This window comes from Teichococcus aerophilus (assembly GCF_014490485.1).
Classification (GTDB): Bacteria; Pseudomonadota; Alphaproteobacteria; order Acetobacterales; family Acetobacteraceae; genus Pseudoroseomonas; species Pseudoroseomonas aerophila.
The window spans coordinates 41,292-56,211 of record NZ_JACTVA010000038.1; the positions used below are offsets into that span (position 1 = coordinate 41,292).

General features: G+C 70.3%; 12 protein-coding genes and 1 pseudogene. 3 read left to right on the forward strand and 10 right to left on the reverse strand.

Annotated features, from left to right (window positions below; translation table 11 throughout):
• Positions 1 to 3 precede the first annotated feature (3 nt).
• The 7 genes from lptF to IBL26_RS18130 all read right to left on the reverse strand — a co-directional run bounded on the left by lptF (position 4) and on the right by IBL26_RS18130 (position 9,750).
• Positions 4 to 1,170, reverse strand: a complete 1,167-nt coding sequence (lptF, locus tag IBL26_RS18100; RefSeq protein ID WP_187785917.1) for an LPS export ABC transporter permease LptF — start codon at positions 1,168 to 1,170, stop codon at positions 4 to 6.
• A gap of 429 nt (positions 1,171 to 1,599) precedes the next feature.
• Positions 1,600 to 2,664, reverse strand: a complete 1,065-nt coding sequence (locus IBL26_RS18105) for an ABC transporter ATP-binding protein (RefSeq protein WP_187785918.1) — start codon at positions 2,662 to 2,664, stop codon at positions 1,600 to 1,602.
• Positions 2,661 to 4,868 carry an ABC transporter permease gene (locus IBL26_RS18110; RefSeq protein ID WP_187785919.1) on the reverse strand — a complete coding sequence of 736 codons (2,208 nt, stop codon included), beginning with the start codon at positions 4,866 to 4,868 and terminating at the stop codon, positions 2,661 to 2,663. The genes IBL26_RS18105 and IBL26_RS18110 overlap by 4 nt, the downstream gene beginning before the upstream one ends.
• A 25-nt stretch (positions 4,869 to 4,893) precedes the next feature.
• On the reverse strand, positions 4,894 to 5,928 hold the full coding sequence (locus IBL26_RS18115; RefSeq protein ID WP_206684258.1) for an ABC transporter substrate-binding protein: 1,035 nt from the start codon (positions 5,926 to 5,928) through the stop codon (positions 4,894 to 4,896).
• Positions 5,929 to 6,071: 143 nt separating this feature from the next.
• Positions 6,072 to 7,022, reverse strand: a complete 951-nt coding sequence (locus IBL26_RS18120) for a DMT family transporter (RefSeq protein ID WP_187785920.1) — start codon at positions 7,020 to 7,022, stop codon at positions 6,072 to 6,074.
• A complete protein-coding gene (locus IBL26_RS18125) occupies positions 7,019 to 7,906 on the reverse strand; it encodes a DMT family transporter (RefSeq protein WP_194443641.1) in 888 nt (295 codons plus the stop codon). Before IBL26_RS18125 ends, IBL26_RS18120 begins: the two co-directional genes overlap by 4 nt.
• Before the next feature lie 209 nt (positions 7,907 to 8,115).
• Positions 8,116 to 9,750, reverse strand: a complete 1,635-nt coding sequence (locus tag IBL26_RS18130) for a hypothetical protein (RefSeq protein WP_241749532.1) — start codon at positions 9,748 to 9,750, stop codon at positions 8,116 to 8,118.
• A 118-nt stretch (positions 9,751 to 9,868) separates the two neighbouring features.
• Here IBL26_RS18130 and IBL26_RS18135 point away from each other — a divergent pair, with 118 nt between their 5' ends.
• The 3 genes from IBL26_RS18135 to IBL26_RS18145 are packed head-to-tail and all read left to right on the forward strand — an operon-like array spanning position 9,869 to position 11,936.
• On the forward strand, positions 9,869 to 10,603 hold the full coding sequence (locus IBL26_RS18135) for a class I SAM-dependent methyltransferase (RefSeq protein ID WP_194443642.1): 735 nt from the start codon (positions 9,869 to 9,871) through the stop codon (positions 10,601 to 10,603).
• 23 nt (positions 10,604 to 10,626) lie between these two features.
• Positions 10,627 to 11,604, forward strand: a complete 978-nt coding sequence (locus tag IBL26_RS18140) for a glycosyltransferase family 2 protein (RefSeq protein WP_187785923.1) — start codon at positions 10,627 to 10,629, stop codon at positions 11,602 to 11,604.
• On the forward strand, positions 11,601 to 11,936 hold the full coding sequence (locus tag IBL26_RS18145; protein ID WP_187785924.1) for a DMT family transporter: 336 nt from the start codon (positions 11,601 to 11,603) through the stop codon (positions 11,934 to 11,936). Before IBL26_RS18140 ends, IBL26_RS18145 begins: the two co-directional genes overlap by 4 nt.
• 309 nt (positions 11,937 to 12,245) lie before the next feature.
• On the opposite strand, the gene IBL26_RS18150 is transcribed toward IBL26_RS18145, so the two are convergent.
• From IBL26_RS18150 to IBL26_RS18160, 3 genes and pseudogenes are all read right to left on the reverse strand, one after another.
• Positions 12,246 to 13,913, reverse strand: coding sequence for a methyl-accepting chemotaxis protein (locus IBL26_RS18150; protein ID WP_206684259.1), 1,668 nt, complete (start codon positions 13,911 to 13,913; stop codon positions 12,246 to 12,248).
• Positions 13,910 to 14,488 (reverse strand): chemotaxis protein CheW, encoded by a 579-nt coding sequence (locus IBL26_RS18155; protein WP_187785925.1) that lies wholly within the window; start codon positions 14,486 to 14,488, stop codon positions 13,910 to 13,912. Before IBL26_RS18155 ends, IBL26_RS18150 begins: the two co-directional genes overlap by 4 nt.
• Before the next feature lie 4 nt (positions 14,489 to 14,492).
• A pseudogene (locus IBL26_RS18160) lies at positions 14,493 to 14,920 on the reverse strand (CheR family methyltransferase); the annotation flags it as partial.

Consider the following 14,920-nt stretch of genomic DNA (forward strand, 5'->3'; position numbering starts at 1 on the left):
TGCTCAGGCCTCGGGCGCGGCGGTCAGGTCGGATGGCAGGCGCGGCTTGCGCTTCGGCGCCCCCGGCATGCCCATCAGCACCCAGAGCGAGAGGATGGACGGCACCACCACCTGGGCCCAGATCAGCGGGATATAGGCATTGTTGCGCGCCGCCGCGTTGCCGGCGGCCAGCCCCACCGCCAGCAGGCCGACCACCAGCACGACGCCGATGATCGCCGGACGGGAATCGCCATGACGGCGGAAGCCGCTGCTCAACGCGGTGGCCAGCGCGACCAGCGCGAAGGCCAGGGTGGTCAGCGGCGAGGCCAGACGCTGGTGCGCCTCCGCCCGGAACTTGCGGATGTCACGCTCCGGCAGGTTCTCCGCCGGGTCGGGGTTCAGCAGCTCGCCGATGAAGCGCTCCCGCGAATCGCGGTTGCGGGCATTCTCCTGCTGGCTGCGGGAGGAGGTGGCGAGGTCCAGGCTGTTCTCGGCGAAGCTCAGCACCGACAGGCGCGGGCCGGGATTGGGGGAGCCCGGCGGCGCCTGCTCCATGGTCTGGCGGACGCCGTTCAGCAGCGTCACACGCGGGCCGCGCGGCGTGCTGACCAGCCGGCCACGCTCCGCCAGGATGGTGACGGGGATCTTCGGGTCCCGCGAATCGTGCACCATGATGCCGTAGAGGTCGCCATTGGCATCGCGCCGGCGGGCATAGACCGTCATGTCCTCCCCCAGCGCGCTGAAGACGCCTTCCTGCAGCAGGATGGCCGCCATCTCGTTACGGATCTCGAACTGCCACTCGCGGAAGGCGGCGTGGCTGACGGGCACCAGCCAGGTCTGCAGGAACAGGCAGATGCCGGTGGCCAGGGTGGCCAGCAGCAGCGGGGCGCGGGACAGGCGCCAGTCGGACAGGCCGGTGGAGCGCATCACCACCAGCTCCCGGTCCGAAGCCAGGCGGACATAGGTGAACAGCAGCACCACGAAGGTGGTGATGGGCAGGATGACGGCCAGGAAGCTGGGCAGCAGCAACCCTGTCAGCTCGACGAACACCGCCGGGGAAAGGCCGCGGTCCAGCACCAGCTCGATAAAGCGCAGGCTCTGCGTCAGCCAGACCAGCGCGGCCAGGCCCAGCGTCACAGCCACCAGCGTCACCGCCAGCTGGCGGAACAGATAACGGTCGAGGCGTTTCATACGGCGGGAGATTACCTTCCGGGGGGCGGCAAGGGAAATGGCTGGCCTGACGCCGTCTGTGAAGGGCCATGGCGTGTTTCTGATGGCAATGGGGCGATCGGGCCGGGGCCAAAAGGGGCTCCGCCCCTTCTGGACTTCCCCGCCGGGGTGGAAAATCCACCCCGGACCCCGCTGCCAGTTTATTGAGGCTGGGTGCCGGAGCGGTGCGCGGATTGATGCGATCCGGCGCTTTGGCATCGCGGCGCTCCGCAGGGGGGAAGCGCTTTCAAAGTATTCTAATGAAAGCCGCGCAAGCTGCGGCGTTGGTCACCAAGCCCACGGACCCGAGGCACAGCCAGGGCTTGGAGCTGCGAAAACAGATGGCGGGGTCTGGGGTGGCACTGCCACCCCAGCGGGGTCCAGGGGCCGCGCCCCTGGCCTCACTCCGCATCAGGCCGGCAGCACCGCAATGCCACGCTGGCCAAGGCCCAGCCCGACCACCTCGCCCACGCCGCGCTGGCGCTGGGTGTGGGAGTCGATGACGAACACGTCCCCGGCCTCGGTGGTCAGGGTGTATTCCATCAGCCCGCCCAGATAGGCGGCCTTGGCCACGGTGCCGCGCAGGGTGGTGGCGGGGTCGGCCACGTCCAGCAGCTCCACCGCTTCCGGCCGCACCGCCAGTTGCACCGCGCCTTCCGCCGCGCCGCGATGCGGCAGGGACAGGGTGGCAGAACCGATGGTCACCTGCGCCATGTCACCCTGGCGGTGGGAGAGCGTGGCCGGCAGCCGGTTCGCCTCACCGACGAAGCCGGCGACGAAGGCGTTGGCGGGCGCCTCGTACAGGTCCCGCGGCGTGCCTTCCTGGGCGATGACGGCCTGGTTCATGACGATGATCTTGTCGGAGATCGCCAGCGCCTCGGCCTGGTCGTGGGTGACGTAGGCGACGGTGACGCCAAGGCGCTGCTGCAGGTCGCGGATCTCCTCCCGCATCCGGCGGCGCAGCCGGGCGTCGAGGTTGGAGAGCGGCTCGTCGAACAGCAGCACCGAGGGCTCCAGCACCAGGGCGCGGGCGACGGCCACGCGCTGCTGCTGGCCGCCGGAGAGTTCGGACGGCAGGCGCTCCTCGAAGCCGGACAGGCCGACGGAGTCGAGCGCGGCGCGCGCCGCCTCCCGCACCTTCGCCTTGGGCTGGCGGGAGACGGTGAGGCCGTAGCCCACATTCTCCAGCACGTTCATGTGCGGGAACAGCGCGTAGGACTGGAACACCATGGAGACGTCGCGCTCGGCCGGCGGCAGGGCGGAGACGTCCTTGCCGCCGATCAGCACGCGGCCCTCGGTCGGGTACTCCAGCCCGGCGATCATCCGCAGCGTCGTCGTCTTGCCGCAGCCGGAGGGGCCGAGCAGCGTGCACAACGTGCCGGCCGGGATGGTGAAGGATACGTCGTTCACCGCTTTGGCGGTGCCGCCATAGCGCTTGGTAACGTTCTCGAAGCGGACTTCGGCGGCGCGGGTCATGCGACGGCTCCGGGCAGAGGGGCGGGCGAGGCGGCGGTGACGGCAACGGCCCGGCGGCCGATGCGGCGGCTGCCGACCAGCAGGTTCATGACGCCCAGCACCACCAGCATCAGCACGATCAGCACCAGGGAGGTGGAGATCGCCAGGCCGTAATCGCCATTGATGATGCGGTTGACGATGAAGACGGTGGCCAGCTCCGTCTCGGCCGTGACCAGGAAGATGACGGCGGAGACGGTGGTCATGGCCCGGACGAAGGAATAGGTGAGGCCAGCGACGATGGCCGGCCGCAGCAGCGGCAGCACCACGCGGCGGAACGCATCCATGCCGCCGCCGCCGAGGGTGTGGGAGGCCTCGTCCAGCGAGCCGTCGATCTGCGCCATCGCCGCCATGCCGGAGCGCAGCCCGACCGGCAGGTTCCGGAACACGAAGCAGGCGACGATGATGGCCCCCGTCCCCGCCAGTTCCAGCGGCGGCAGGTTGAAGGCGGCCAGGTAGGCGACGCCGATGACGGTGCCCGGTACAGCGAAGGAGAGCAGCGTGGCGAATTCCAGCGCCCCCTTCCCCGCGAAGCGCGTGCGGCTGAACAGCCACGCCGCCAGGATGCCGAGCGCCGCGGTGATGGGGGCGGAGATGGCGGCCAGTTCCAGCGTGGTCAGCACGCTATTCCAGGCGAGGCCGGTGAACTGCCCGCCCTCGATGCTGAAGGCCTTCACGAAGTGGCGCAGCGTCGGCGTGTAGTCGCGGCCCCAGACCTCGACGAAGCCCCCCAGGAAGGCCAGCGCGTAGAGGCCGATGGTCAGCGCCGCCCAGGTGCCGGCGACGGCCAGGCAGAGCCGGCGGACGCCCTTGGGCAGCGGCGGCGGCAGGCCGGCATCGCCCTTGCCGGAGATGGAGACGTAGGACTTCTTCCCGGTGGCCCGCTGCTGGAGGAAGAAGACGACCAGCGTCAACACCAGCAGGATGAGGGAGAGCGAGGCCGCGCGGCCGGCATCCGCCTGGGCGCCGACGACGGCGAAGAAGATCTCGGTGGCCAGCACGTTGAAGCTGCCGCCCAGCACCACCGCATTGCCGAAATCGGCGATGCTCTCGACGAAGCCGAGCAGGAAGGCGTTGGCCAGCCCCGGTAGCAGCAGGGGCAGCGTGACGGTGCGGAAGGTGATCTTCTCATCCGCCCGCAGGGTCTGCGAAGCCTCCTCCAGCGTCGGGGAGAGGCCCTCGACAACGCCGATCAGCACCAGGAACGCAATGGGCGTGAAGGCGAACAACTGGGCCAGAAGCAGGCCGGGAAGGCCATAGATCCAGCGCCCGAGTTCGATGCCAAACCAGGCGGAGGCCGCCTGGGAGAGCAGGCCGGAGCGGCCGAAGATCAGGATCAGGCCGAGGCCAAGGATGAAGGGCGGCGTGACGATCGGCAGCACCGTCAGCCAGCGCAGCGGCCTGGCCAGCCGCAGCCGGCCGCGCGTGACCAGCAGCGCGAAGGCGAGGCCGAGGGCGGTGGTGCCGGTGGCCGTCAGCAGCGCCAGCAGCAGGGTGTTCCACACCACGCCGCAGCGCGGGGCGCCGGCCAGGCAGCCGAGGCTCCACAGCCGGTCATCCACCAGGCGGGTGACGGCGGAGGTGGGGGCGAAGGCGCCACCGGCATCGCGGAAGGCGCCAGCCATCATCTGGAGGATCGGCAGCGCGGTGAAGACGCCGATGGCAATGGTCAGCACCACCGCCACGGTGGCGGTGAAGGCATCGCCGCGGAAGGCGCCCCGCCCGGCGAAGCCGGCGGCGAACAGCACGCACAGCGCGGCGGAGACGACGGTGCCGCCCCAGCCGATGCCGTACTGCCGGGCCTCGGTCTCGCCGAACTGGCCTTGCAGCCAGAGGATCATCCAGCCGCGCGGGCCGATGCTCCAGCCCTGTGCCGCCAGCAGCGCCAGGCCGACGCCGCCGGCCAGCAGGAACAGCCAGGACCGCGTCGGGCGCGGCAGCGGCACCAGCGCCGCCACCAGCCCCAGCACCGGCGCCAGCACCGCCGGCCACAGCCACCAGCGGCCATCCGTCAGGATCAGGCCCAGCGCGGGCGCTCCGTCCGGGTCGGTCAGCCAGCCGCCATTGGAGAAGGACAGGACCAAGATGCCGTCCTGGACCATGTACCAGGGCAGCAGCAGGGCGGCGGCCAGCGCGAGGGCGCTGGACCAGAGACCGGCGGAGCGCATGCGTTGCGTGCCTTACTGAACGGGCTTAGCGGGGCAGGCTGTTGACCTCGCGGTCCCAGCGTTCGATCAGCCGGCGGCGCTCGGCGGAGGAGCCGTAGCGGGCGAAGTCGTAGTCGATGAGGCGGATCTGCGACATCTGCGGCGCCTCGGCCGGCACCGGCGTGCTGCGGTTGGATGGCGTCTGGAACTGCTTGGTCTCGGCGCCCAGCTGCTGCGCGGCGGGGGTCAGCGCCCAGTCGTAGAAGCGCCGCGCGTTCCGCTCGTTGCGGCTGCCGGCGATGATGGACATGGAGCCGATCTCGTAGCCCGTGCCCTCACAGGGGACGACGTACTGCACGGGGAAGCCGCCCAGCCGCTCCGTCACCGCATCATGCACGAAGGAGATGGAGACACCCGTCTCGCCGCGCGCCACCGCCTTGATCGGGCCGGTGCCGGAACGCGGATAGGCATTCACGTTGCGATGCATGCCGCGCAGGAACTCGAAGGCCGGCTCCTCGCCCATCAGCTGCACGATGGTGGCGATCATCACGTAAGCCGTGCCGCTGGATTGCGGGTTGGCCATCTGGATCTCGTTACGGAAACGGGCGTCCAGCAGGTCCTTCCAGCAGGCCGGCGGCGCGATGTTGCGGCGGGCCAGCAGCTCCGGATTATAGCCGAAGCCCATGGCGCCGGCGTAGATGCCGACGGTGCGGAACTGGCTCTGCTCCGCCTGGCGGCGGGCCCAGTCATGCAGCTGGTCCAGCATGGGGGAGCGGTATTCGGCGGTCAGCTTGTCCTCGGCCGCCTGCAGGTGCGGGTCGCCGGTGCCGCCGAACCACAGATCGCCGCGCGGGTTCTGCGCCTCGGCGCGGATCTGCGCCAGCACCTCGCCGCTGCCCTTCTGGGACATGTTGACGCGGATGCCGGTTTCCTTCTGGAACGCGTTGGCAGCCGCCTGGCACCACTCGACCTGGGCCGAGCAATAGACGTTCAACGAACCCTGCGCGGCGGCCGGCAGGGCGCCCAGCGTGAAGGTGGCCGCCACGGTGGCGGCGAAGGCGAAGAGATGGCGGCGTGACATCGGGCGGCTCCTCCGGCGCGCCCCTTGAGCGGGGGCGGCGTTGTTTCGCCTCCATGCAACAAAACTGTCACATTAGCAACGGCGCTGCCCAGCCCTGGCGGGTCCGCGAGGCCACACTCCAGGCCCAGGCGGCCGCGGCCGGCTCAGGCCCGCCGCGTCCGCCGCCGCATCTCGCGGTGCAGGATGTAGAGCCCGGCCGCCACGATCATCGCCGCCCCCAGCAGCATGGTGACGCCCGGCACATCGCCCCAGATCAGCCAGCCGAACAGCGCCGCCCAGAGCAGCGCCGTATAGGTGTAGGGGCCGAGGGAGGAGACCTGGGCGCTGGAATAGGCCTCGGTGGAGAAAAGCTGGGAAATGCCGCCGACGGCGCCGATGCCGACCAGTACCAGCCACTCGCTGGCCGAGGGCGTCACCCAGACGAAGGGCAGCACCAGGCCGCTGAGCAGCGTCATCAGAATGGACTGCCACAGCACGATGGCGGTGCTGCTCTCGGTGGCCGAAAGCTGGCGCACCAGCAAGGTGGTGGAGGCCGCGCAGAAGCCATGGCAGACGGCGGCGGCATAGCCCGCCATCAGCACCCACTCGGCGATGCCGGGCGGCGGTACCCGCACCTGCCCTGTCAGCCCCGGCCCCAGCGCGATGACCAGGATGCCGGCGAACCCAACCAGCACCGCGCCCCAGCGGTGCGGCCCCGGCCGTTCCCCCAGGAAAGGGATGGCCAACAGGGTGACGAAGATGGGCGTGCCGTAGGTCAGCGCCTGCTGCTCCCCCAACGGCAGCACGGTGGCGGAGAAGAACATGCAGGTGGTCGCCGCCAGCCCGGTGCAGGCGCGGGCGACGTGGCCGGGAAAGCGGCGGGTGCGCAGCGAGACGCGGCCGCGCAGGCTGAGGAACACGACGATCGGCAGCGCGAAGAAGCTGCGGAAGAACACCATCTCCATGAACGGGATGCTGCTGCCCAGCAGCTTGGCCAGCACCGTCATCATCGAGAAGCCGAAGGTCGACATCAGGATCAGCGTGGCGCCGCGGCGGATATCGTGCCGCATGGCGTGCGGCGCGGCGGCGGCGGCCGTGGTGGCGGTGGCCTTCATGCCGCCTTGCCGCCCAGCCGGGCCTGACGTGCGCGCATCTGCTCCCGGTGCAGGTTGTACAGGCCGGCGGCGATGATGATGCCGGCGCCTGCGAAGGTGGCCGGGGCCGGCCAGTCACCCCAGATGACCAGGCCGATCGGCAGGCCCCAGATCAGCGGGCTGTACTCGAACGGCGCCAGGACGGAGACGGGGGCGGAGGCGAAGGCGCGGGCGAAGAAGAAATGCGCCAGCGCGTTGCCGCAGCCGATCCACATCAGCGCCGCCGCGACGCCGAGGGAGGGGATGAAGGCGCCCGGCGGCGGGAAAGCCGGCATCAGCAGCAGCCCGGTGGGGATATGCGCCACCATCAGCCAGAAGGTGATGACGACCGGCGCATCCGTCCGCGCCAGTACGCGCGTCCACAGCCGCGTCAGCGCCATCAGCGCCACGGCGGCCAGCAGCGCCGCCGCCTGCCAGTTCCAGAGCGAGCCACCCGGCTGCAGCATTACCATGACGCCGGAGAAGCCCACCAGGGTGCTGACCCAGCGCCGCCAGCCCACCACTTCCCCCAGCAAGGGAATGGCCAGCAGCGTCATGATGAGCGGGGAGACGGAGGAGAGCGCATAGGTCTCCGCCAGCGGCAAGCCATGCGCCCAGGCGACGTAGAAGGCCACCGTCACCACGCAATGCAGCAGGCTGCGGGTGGTGATCAGCCGCACATTCACCGGGCGGAGGGAGACGCCGCGATAGGTGGAGCGCGCCAGCACCGCCATGGTGATGGCACCGAAGATGCCGCGCCACATCATGGCGGCCCCGGTTCCCACCTGCGGCACCACCCACTTCACCGCGGCGTCCGAGAAGGCGATCAGCAGGTAGCCGACCAGGATCAGCAGGATGCCGCGCAACGTTCCGTCCACGCGGCCGGCGGGCGGAGGCGGCGCCGGCTGCGGGGACGGTACGGTCGCGGAAGCGGTGGCAGTCGTAGAAGCTGTGGCGGCGGTAGCGGCTTGGGCGGAAGGAGCAGCAGGGCCAGGCGGAAAAGGCCCGGCGGCAGGATCGGCAGGATCAGGCACGCAACGTGCCCCCGCGGGGGGATGCATGGGGTGGCACGGGCTCAGTCCTTCCGTTCAAACAACATGTAGCCGTCGGTCTCGCCCGCCTGACGATAATGCTGCCACGTCGCCGCGAACAGGGGATGGCGGGTGAAGTAGGCGATCATGTCGAAGGGCTGGCCGGCGCACCAGCTGATGTGTGCGTCCCGCGCCACCATGACGGCTTCCGGCGGGCGGGCGGCGAAGTCCCGCGCCACGGAATCGAACAGGTAGCGCTCGGCCTCGCTCATCTGCGCGGGGGCGCGGAAGCGGGCGCCGTCCTCCGGGCAGGTCTGGTACACCGCCTGCAGCAGCCAGGTGCTCATGAAGCGCAGCACCGGCTGGTTCTCCACGTAGTTGAGCGCCGGGTAGGCCGGGTAGATGTCGGGGGAGAGCACGAGCAGGCGGCCTTCCGGCGCCTCCTTTTCCAGCCACGCCGCCAGGCGGCCGACGGGGCCATTGTGGTAGTTGAACTCGCGCCACGGCGCCTCCCCCCCTCGCATCACCAGCAGGGTCAGCGCCACGGCGGAACCCGCCGCCAGCACCGGCGCAAGCCGGACCGAGGTCCCGCGCGGCAGCAGCGCGTCAACGGCGCGGGAGAGCGCGACGCCGCAGAGCAGGCCGCCGAACATCCACACGGGCACAACGTGGTAGCTCCACCCCTTGTGCTGCACCAGCGCGGCGACCAGCCCGCCCAGCATGGCGGCGGCCAGCAGGCGCGGCAGCCAGCCAAGGGTGAGCGTGCCGATGCGCGTGGTGAACAGGCACAGGCAGAAGGTCATCAACCCGGCGGTGAACAGCTGCTCGGTCAGCACGACCTGCCACCAGGAGGCGTTGCCGAGGCCGACGTAATAGCTCCACACCAGCGGCACCACCTGGCCGAAATAGGCCGGGAAGCCAAAGACGATCAGCGCCAGATACGCTGCCCACAGCCCGGCCAGCCCCCAGGGCACCGGGTCCAGCAACGCGGCGCCCAGCCGCCGGCGGCGCAGCGCGGCCAGCAGCACCACCGCCTCAACGCAAGCCGGCACGGCCAGGAAATGCGGCTTCAGCGCGAAGCCGGTGGCGGCGATCAGCGTGACCAACGCCATCATGCGGGCGCTGGTGCGCATCCCCTCCACCCGCCGTTCCGCCAGGAACAGGTAGGGAAGCGCGGCGGCGGCCATGATCTGCTCCCGCTGGCCGAAATCGTAGCCGGCCAGCAGCAGCACCAGCGGCAGCAACGCCAGCATCATGGCCCGCTCGGCCGGGCCGCGCGGCGGATGCAGCCGCAGGCACAGCCAGCTGACCGCGCCGCAGAAGACCAGCAGCAACAGCAGCAGCGCCTGCACCGCATCCAGCGGCGTCCACGCCGCCAACGCCGCCGCCGGCAGGTTCAACAGGAAGATCAGCGGTGGATTGACGTCGATGAGCTGGGTGTACAGCCCCTCCCCCGCCACCATCCGCTCGGCGAAGCTCAGCACCGCCGCGACGTCCTGGTTCAGCGGCGGGGAGACCACCAGCAGCAGGAACAGCAGCGCCGGCAGCATGGCCGGCAGCAGCGCCCACAGGCTCAACCGAGGGCCATCCCCGGGATGACCGGTGGAAGGCGCGGCGTGGCGTGGCTGCAGGCGCAGGTCACGCAAGGCGGCACGGGTCGAGGGCAGTGTGTCGGACATGCAGGCAACTCATCCCGGCCCGGAGGGAAAGAAGGGCCTTGGGCACTATCGATCGGCATTGCGGCGGAGTTCGGGCGCTGCCACAAGCGAAGCCGTGGATCTTGCAGAATACGCCCTGATGGATGCGGTCGAGGACGGGATGTGGTGGTACCGCGCCGTCCATGCCCGCATCGCCGCCGCGCTGGATGCCCGCCCGGGCGTGGACGGCCTGCCGCTGCTGGATGCCGGCTGCGGCACCGGCGGCCTGCTGCGCAGCCTGGCCCGGACCGGCCGCAATGGAAGCAGCCTGGCGGGGCTGGAATACAACCCGGACGCCGCCGCCCGTGCCGCCGCCAAGTCCGGCGCCGCGGTCTCGGCCGGGGATGTCAACGCCCTGCCCTTCGCCCCCGCCAGCTTCGGCGCGCTGGCGAGCGTGGACGTGCTGTGCCACCGCGGCGTCGACGAAGCCCGCGCCCTGGCGGAATTCCACCGCGTGCTGGCCCCTGGCGGTACGCTGGTGCTGAACCTGCCGGCCTTTGAATGGCTGCGCAGCGCGCACGATACCCGCGTGCACAATGCCCGCCGCTACACCGCCCGGGGCGCCACCGCTCTGCTGGCGGCGGCGGGCTTCGAACGCATCCAGGCCCGCTACTGGAACAGCCTGCTGCTGCCGCTGATGGTGGCCCAGCGCAAGCTGCGCTCCAACACACCGGACGCCGCCAGCGATGTCGCCCCCTTCCCGCCATGGTTGGACGCCACATTGCACACCGCCACCCGGGCGGAGGCGGCGCTGGCCGGCATCGGCCTACGCTTTCCGGCCGGTGGCTCGGTGCTGGTCGTCGCCAGCCGCGCCGATGCCGGCCCCGCCCCCTGACCGTTTCCCCCGGAACCCCGCCCATGCCTGACCTGCCGCAGCCGACCATCGGCCTTTCCATCGTCGTGCCGGTCTATCGCGGCGCCGCCACCGTGGGGCAACTCGTCGAGGCACTCTCCGCCCTGCGGCCCGAAGGCGGGCTGGAAATCGTGCTGGTCAACGACGGCAGCCCGGACAACAGCGCCGAGGTGTGCCGCGCGCTGGCGCAAACCGCCACCGTGCCGCTGACCTATGTGGAGCACGCCCGCAATTTCGGCGAGCACAACGCGGTCATGTCCGGCCTGCGCCGCGCCCGCGGCCACTACGTCATCACCATGGACGACGACCTGCAGAACCCGCCCGAGGAAGTGCTGCACCTGTACGACCATGCCCGCAACGGGCAGTGGGACGTCGTCTACACCCGCTATGCGGAGAAGAAGCACGAGGGCTGGCGCAACCTCGGCAGCCGCTTCGCCAACTGGGTGGCGGACCAGCTGATGGACAAGCCAAAGGGGCTCTACCTCTCCTCCTTCCGCTGCATGTCCGCGCTCGTGGTGCGGGAAGTCGCCCGCTACGCCGGCCCCTACCCCTATGTGGACGGGCTGATCATGCAGGTGACACAGCGCATCGACAGCATCGAGGTGATGCACCTGGCCCGCGCCGAGGGCCGCAGCAACTACACGATGCGCCGGCTGATCCGGCTGTGGCTGAACCTCGCCACCAACTTCTCCCTGCTGCCGCTGCGGCTGGCCATGCTGGCGGGCCTCGCCATGGGCAGCCTCGGCGTCATCGGCGCCATCTTCACGATCATCGAGGCACTGACGAAGGAAACTCCCTCCGGCTGGGCCTCGGTCATGACGGTCACGCTGCTGATCGCCGGCGTGCAGTTCCTCATCCTCGGCGTCATGGGCGAGTATCTCGGCCGCGCCTTCCTCTCCGCCAACGGCAAGCCGCAAGGCGTGGTGCGAGATGTGGTGCGCTCCACCACCGCGCCGAGCAACCCGGAAGGCCCGCGCGCATGATGGGCTCCTGGCTGGTGCTGGCGGCCGCCATCTGCACCTCCATGACCGGGCAGGTTCTTCTGAAGGCCGGCACGCTGGGCGAAGGCAACTTCCTAGTGCAGCTGTTCCGCTGGCAAACCATCCTGGGCCTCGGCTGCTACGGTGGCGCCGCCCTGCTCTACATCATCGCGCTGCGCAAGATCCCGATGAGCGTGGCCCTGCCCTGCACCGCCGCGTCCTACGTCGTCATCGCCCTCGTCGGCTACTTCATGTTCGGCGAATCCCTCGGCTCCCAAAAAATCGCCGCGATCGCGCTGATCTCGGTGGGGGTGGCCCTGCTGGCGACGGCCTAACGCAGAGGTAAAGCAAGGCAAGGCCGGGGAAGGAATTCCCCGGACCCCATCTTTTCTTTTTTCGAGTTTTTGGGCGAGAGCTGTCGAATGGTTGGCTCTGAGACCCGGCTGGGTGCGCCGGAGGTCTAGGACCTCCGGCGACTGCCGGTTCAGCCCGCGTGGCCGATTATTAAAATCATCAAGCGGCGCCCGCTTTCAGTCCTGAAGCGCTCCGCCAAATTCACAGAAAAGAAAGAAGGGGCCCGGGGAATTCTTTCCCCGGCCTTCTCCTTCTCCTATTCCCCTTCCGCTTCCCGACTGGATCGCCCCTCAGATCCGGTAGCGGTCCGCGATATCCACCAGTTTGGAGGAGAGCTGCGTCAGGTTGGCGGCGGCCGTATCCAGCTGGCGGGTGCCGGCGGCGGTCTGCTGGCTGGCCTGGCGGATGTTCTGCAGGGCGCCCATCACCTGTTCGATGCCCAGCTGCTGCTGGTTGGTGCTGGCGACGATCTGCTGGAAGGTGTGCACGCCTTCCTGGGCCCGGCCGGTGATCTCGGTGATGGCGGCGTGGGTCGTTTCGGTGCGCTCGCGCCCGGCGGCCACGCGCTTGACCGCTTCTTCCGTCAGCATGACGGAAGAATTGATGCCGCGCTGGATGTCGCCGAGGATCGAGCGCACCTGGCTGGTGGCGTCCTTCGCCTGGTCCGCCAGCGTCTTCATCTCGGCGGCGACGACGGCGAAGCTGCGGCCCTGCTCGCCGGCGGCGGCGGCCTCGATGGCGGCGTTCAATGCCAGCAGGTGGCTGCGTTCGGAGATGTCGTTGACGCTGGTGATAATCTCGCCGATCGCCTGCGTCTTCTCGCTGAGCGCGACGATGTTGCCGGCCACCGCTTCCGCCTGCTCGCGGATGGCGTCCATGGCCTTCACCGTCTCATCCACCGCGCGCAGCCCGGCATTGCTGGTCTGGGCGGTGGCCTGGGCGGTGGCGATCACCTCCTGCGCCCGCTTGCCGATCTGCACGCCGGAATGGGTGATCTCGTCCACCGTGGCCGCGGTTTCCTGTACGGCGGCCAGCTGTTCCTCGACGCTCGCCGCTTGTTCCTGGGTGCTGGCGCGGATCTCGGCGGCGGCGGCGTTCAGGTCGTTGGTGGCCTCGCGGCTTTGGGCGGCCAGCTGGCGCAGCCCTTCCACCATCGTGTTCAGCGTGGTGCCCAGCCGGCCCAGCTCGTCGTTGCCGGACTTGGCGGGCTCGCCGCTGAGGTCGCCATGGCCGACGCGGCCGACAAATTCCATGAAGGCGTTGAGCGGATTGACGATGGAGCGGCGGATCAGCAGCGCGATGATCAGCCCGATGAGGACGGCCCCGCCCAGCACCAGGATGACCGAGAGGCGGCTTTCCAGGTAGGTGGCGCGGCTGCTCTGCTGCCCGGCGGCCATCACGTTGTTCAGCGTCTGCGTCGCCTGCTCGATCAGCTGGGTGAAGTCACCCCGGCTGGCCAGGATGGCGCCGCCGGCGGCCAGCACGGCGTCGAGGTCATTGGCGCGGATGGCCTGGATCTGTGCCTGGCCTTGCTCCCGCAACTGCCGCAAGGGGCCGGAGGACTGGCTGACCATCTGCGCGATCTGCTGCCAGCCGGCGGCGCGGTCGCCGCTGGCGGCGGTCGCGGCGTGGCGGTTAGCCAGGGTGACGAGTTCGGCCAGCAGCAGGTCGGTGCGGTTGGCGGCGCGCTGCCAGGCCTGGAGCGGGTCCGCATCTGCCGCCGGGCGGCCGAGGCCGCGCAGCAGGAAGCGGTTCACCGACAGGCTGCGCACGTCGTACATGTCGCTCTCCGCATCCCGCAGGCCGGAGATCTGGCGCAGCATGTTGAGGTCCCGCGCCACTATGGTGTCGGTGGTGGCGGTGACGACGCTGATCTGGTTCAGGCTGTAGACGCCGAGCAGCACCAGCATGGCCACGATGGCGGCGAAGCCGAGAAGAATGCGGTTGGCGATGCTCAAGGCGTCACGCTCCCGTTGGTGGAGGAAAGAGAAGGGGCCACGGTCGCGGTTGGGGCCAGATAGGGCCGCAGCAGGCGTTCCAGGTCGATGAGGCCGAGCAGCGCGCCGCTCGGGGCCAGCGCATGGCCGGTGACGGCGCGGTGCGGCGCGGCCTCGGCCGGGGCTTCGGCGGGCAGCGCGTCGATGGCGCCGGTGGCGCGGTCCACCCGCAGGGCGAAGCGGCGCGGGCCGTGGCGCAGCAGCAGCAGGTGGCCGGTGTGCTGGGATGCCTGCGCGGCGGCACCCAGCGCCAGTGCCAGGTCCAGCACGATGAACACCTGCCCGTTGCGGCCCAGCAGCCCCAGCATGGCCGGCGGCGCCCCCGGGGTGGGCGTCAGCGGCGTGGCGGGCACCACCTGGGCAATCGCGGCCAGGGGCAGGCCGTAGGTCTCGTTGCCCAGAACGCAGGCCAGGACGGGGATCGGTGCCGGGCCGGTGGCGGCATCGCTGGCCTGCCGCATGGCGAGCTGGCGCGTGCGGGCATCCAGGATCCGATCCAGCCGGTGCGGGTCGTGGGCAGGCAGGCTGCGGGGCATGGGGTCAGCGCAGCTCCAGTTGCAGGCGGGCGGCCTCGCGCAGTTCGCCGGCGGTCATGCCGTCTCCTTCCTCCAGCGCCGCGTGGTCCGGCAGCGCGTGGACGATGCGCGCCGCCGCAGCGATGGCCTTGCGGCCGGGCATACGGCGCCCTTCCCGCAACAGCAGCAGGCCGAGCTGGTAGTGTGCCATGGCGAAGTCATCCCGCAAGGCGATGGTGCGGCGGAAAGCGCGCTCCGCCTCCGCCGCCTGCCCCTGCGCGTGGGCAAGCACGGCGTCGTAGAAGTTCAACAGCGCATTGGCCGGCTCCCGCGCCAGGGCCTCCCGGCAGGCCAGGCGGGCGCCCACGAGGTCGCCCAGGTCGGCCCGGCGGCGCACCGCTTCCAGCAGGCTGCCGTCGGCGGGCAGCGGGGCCTGTGGCGGCGGCGCGGCCG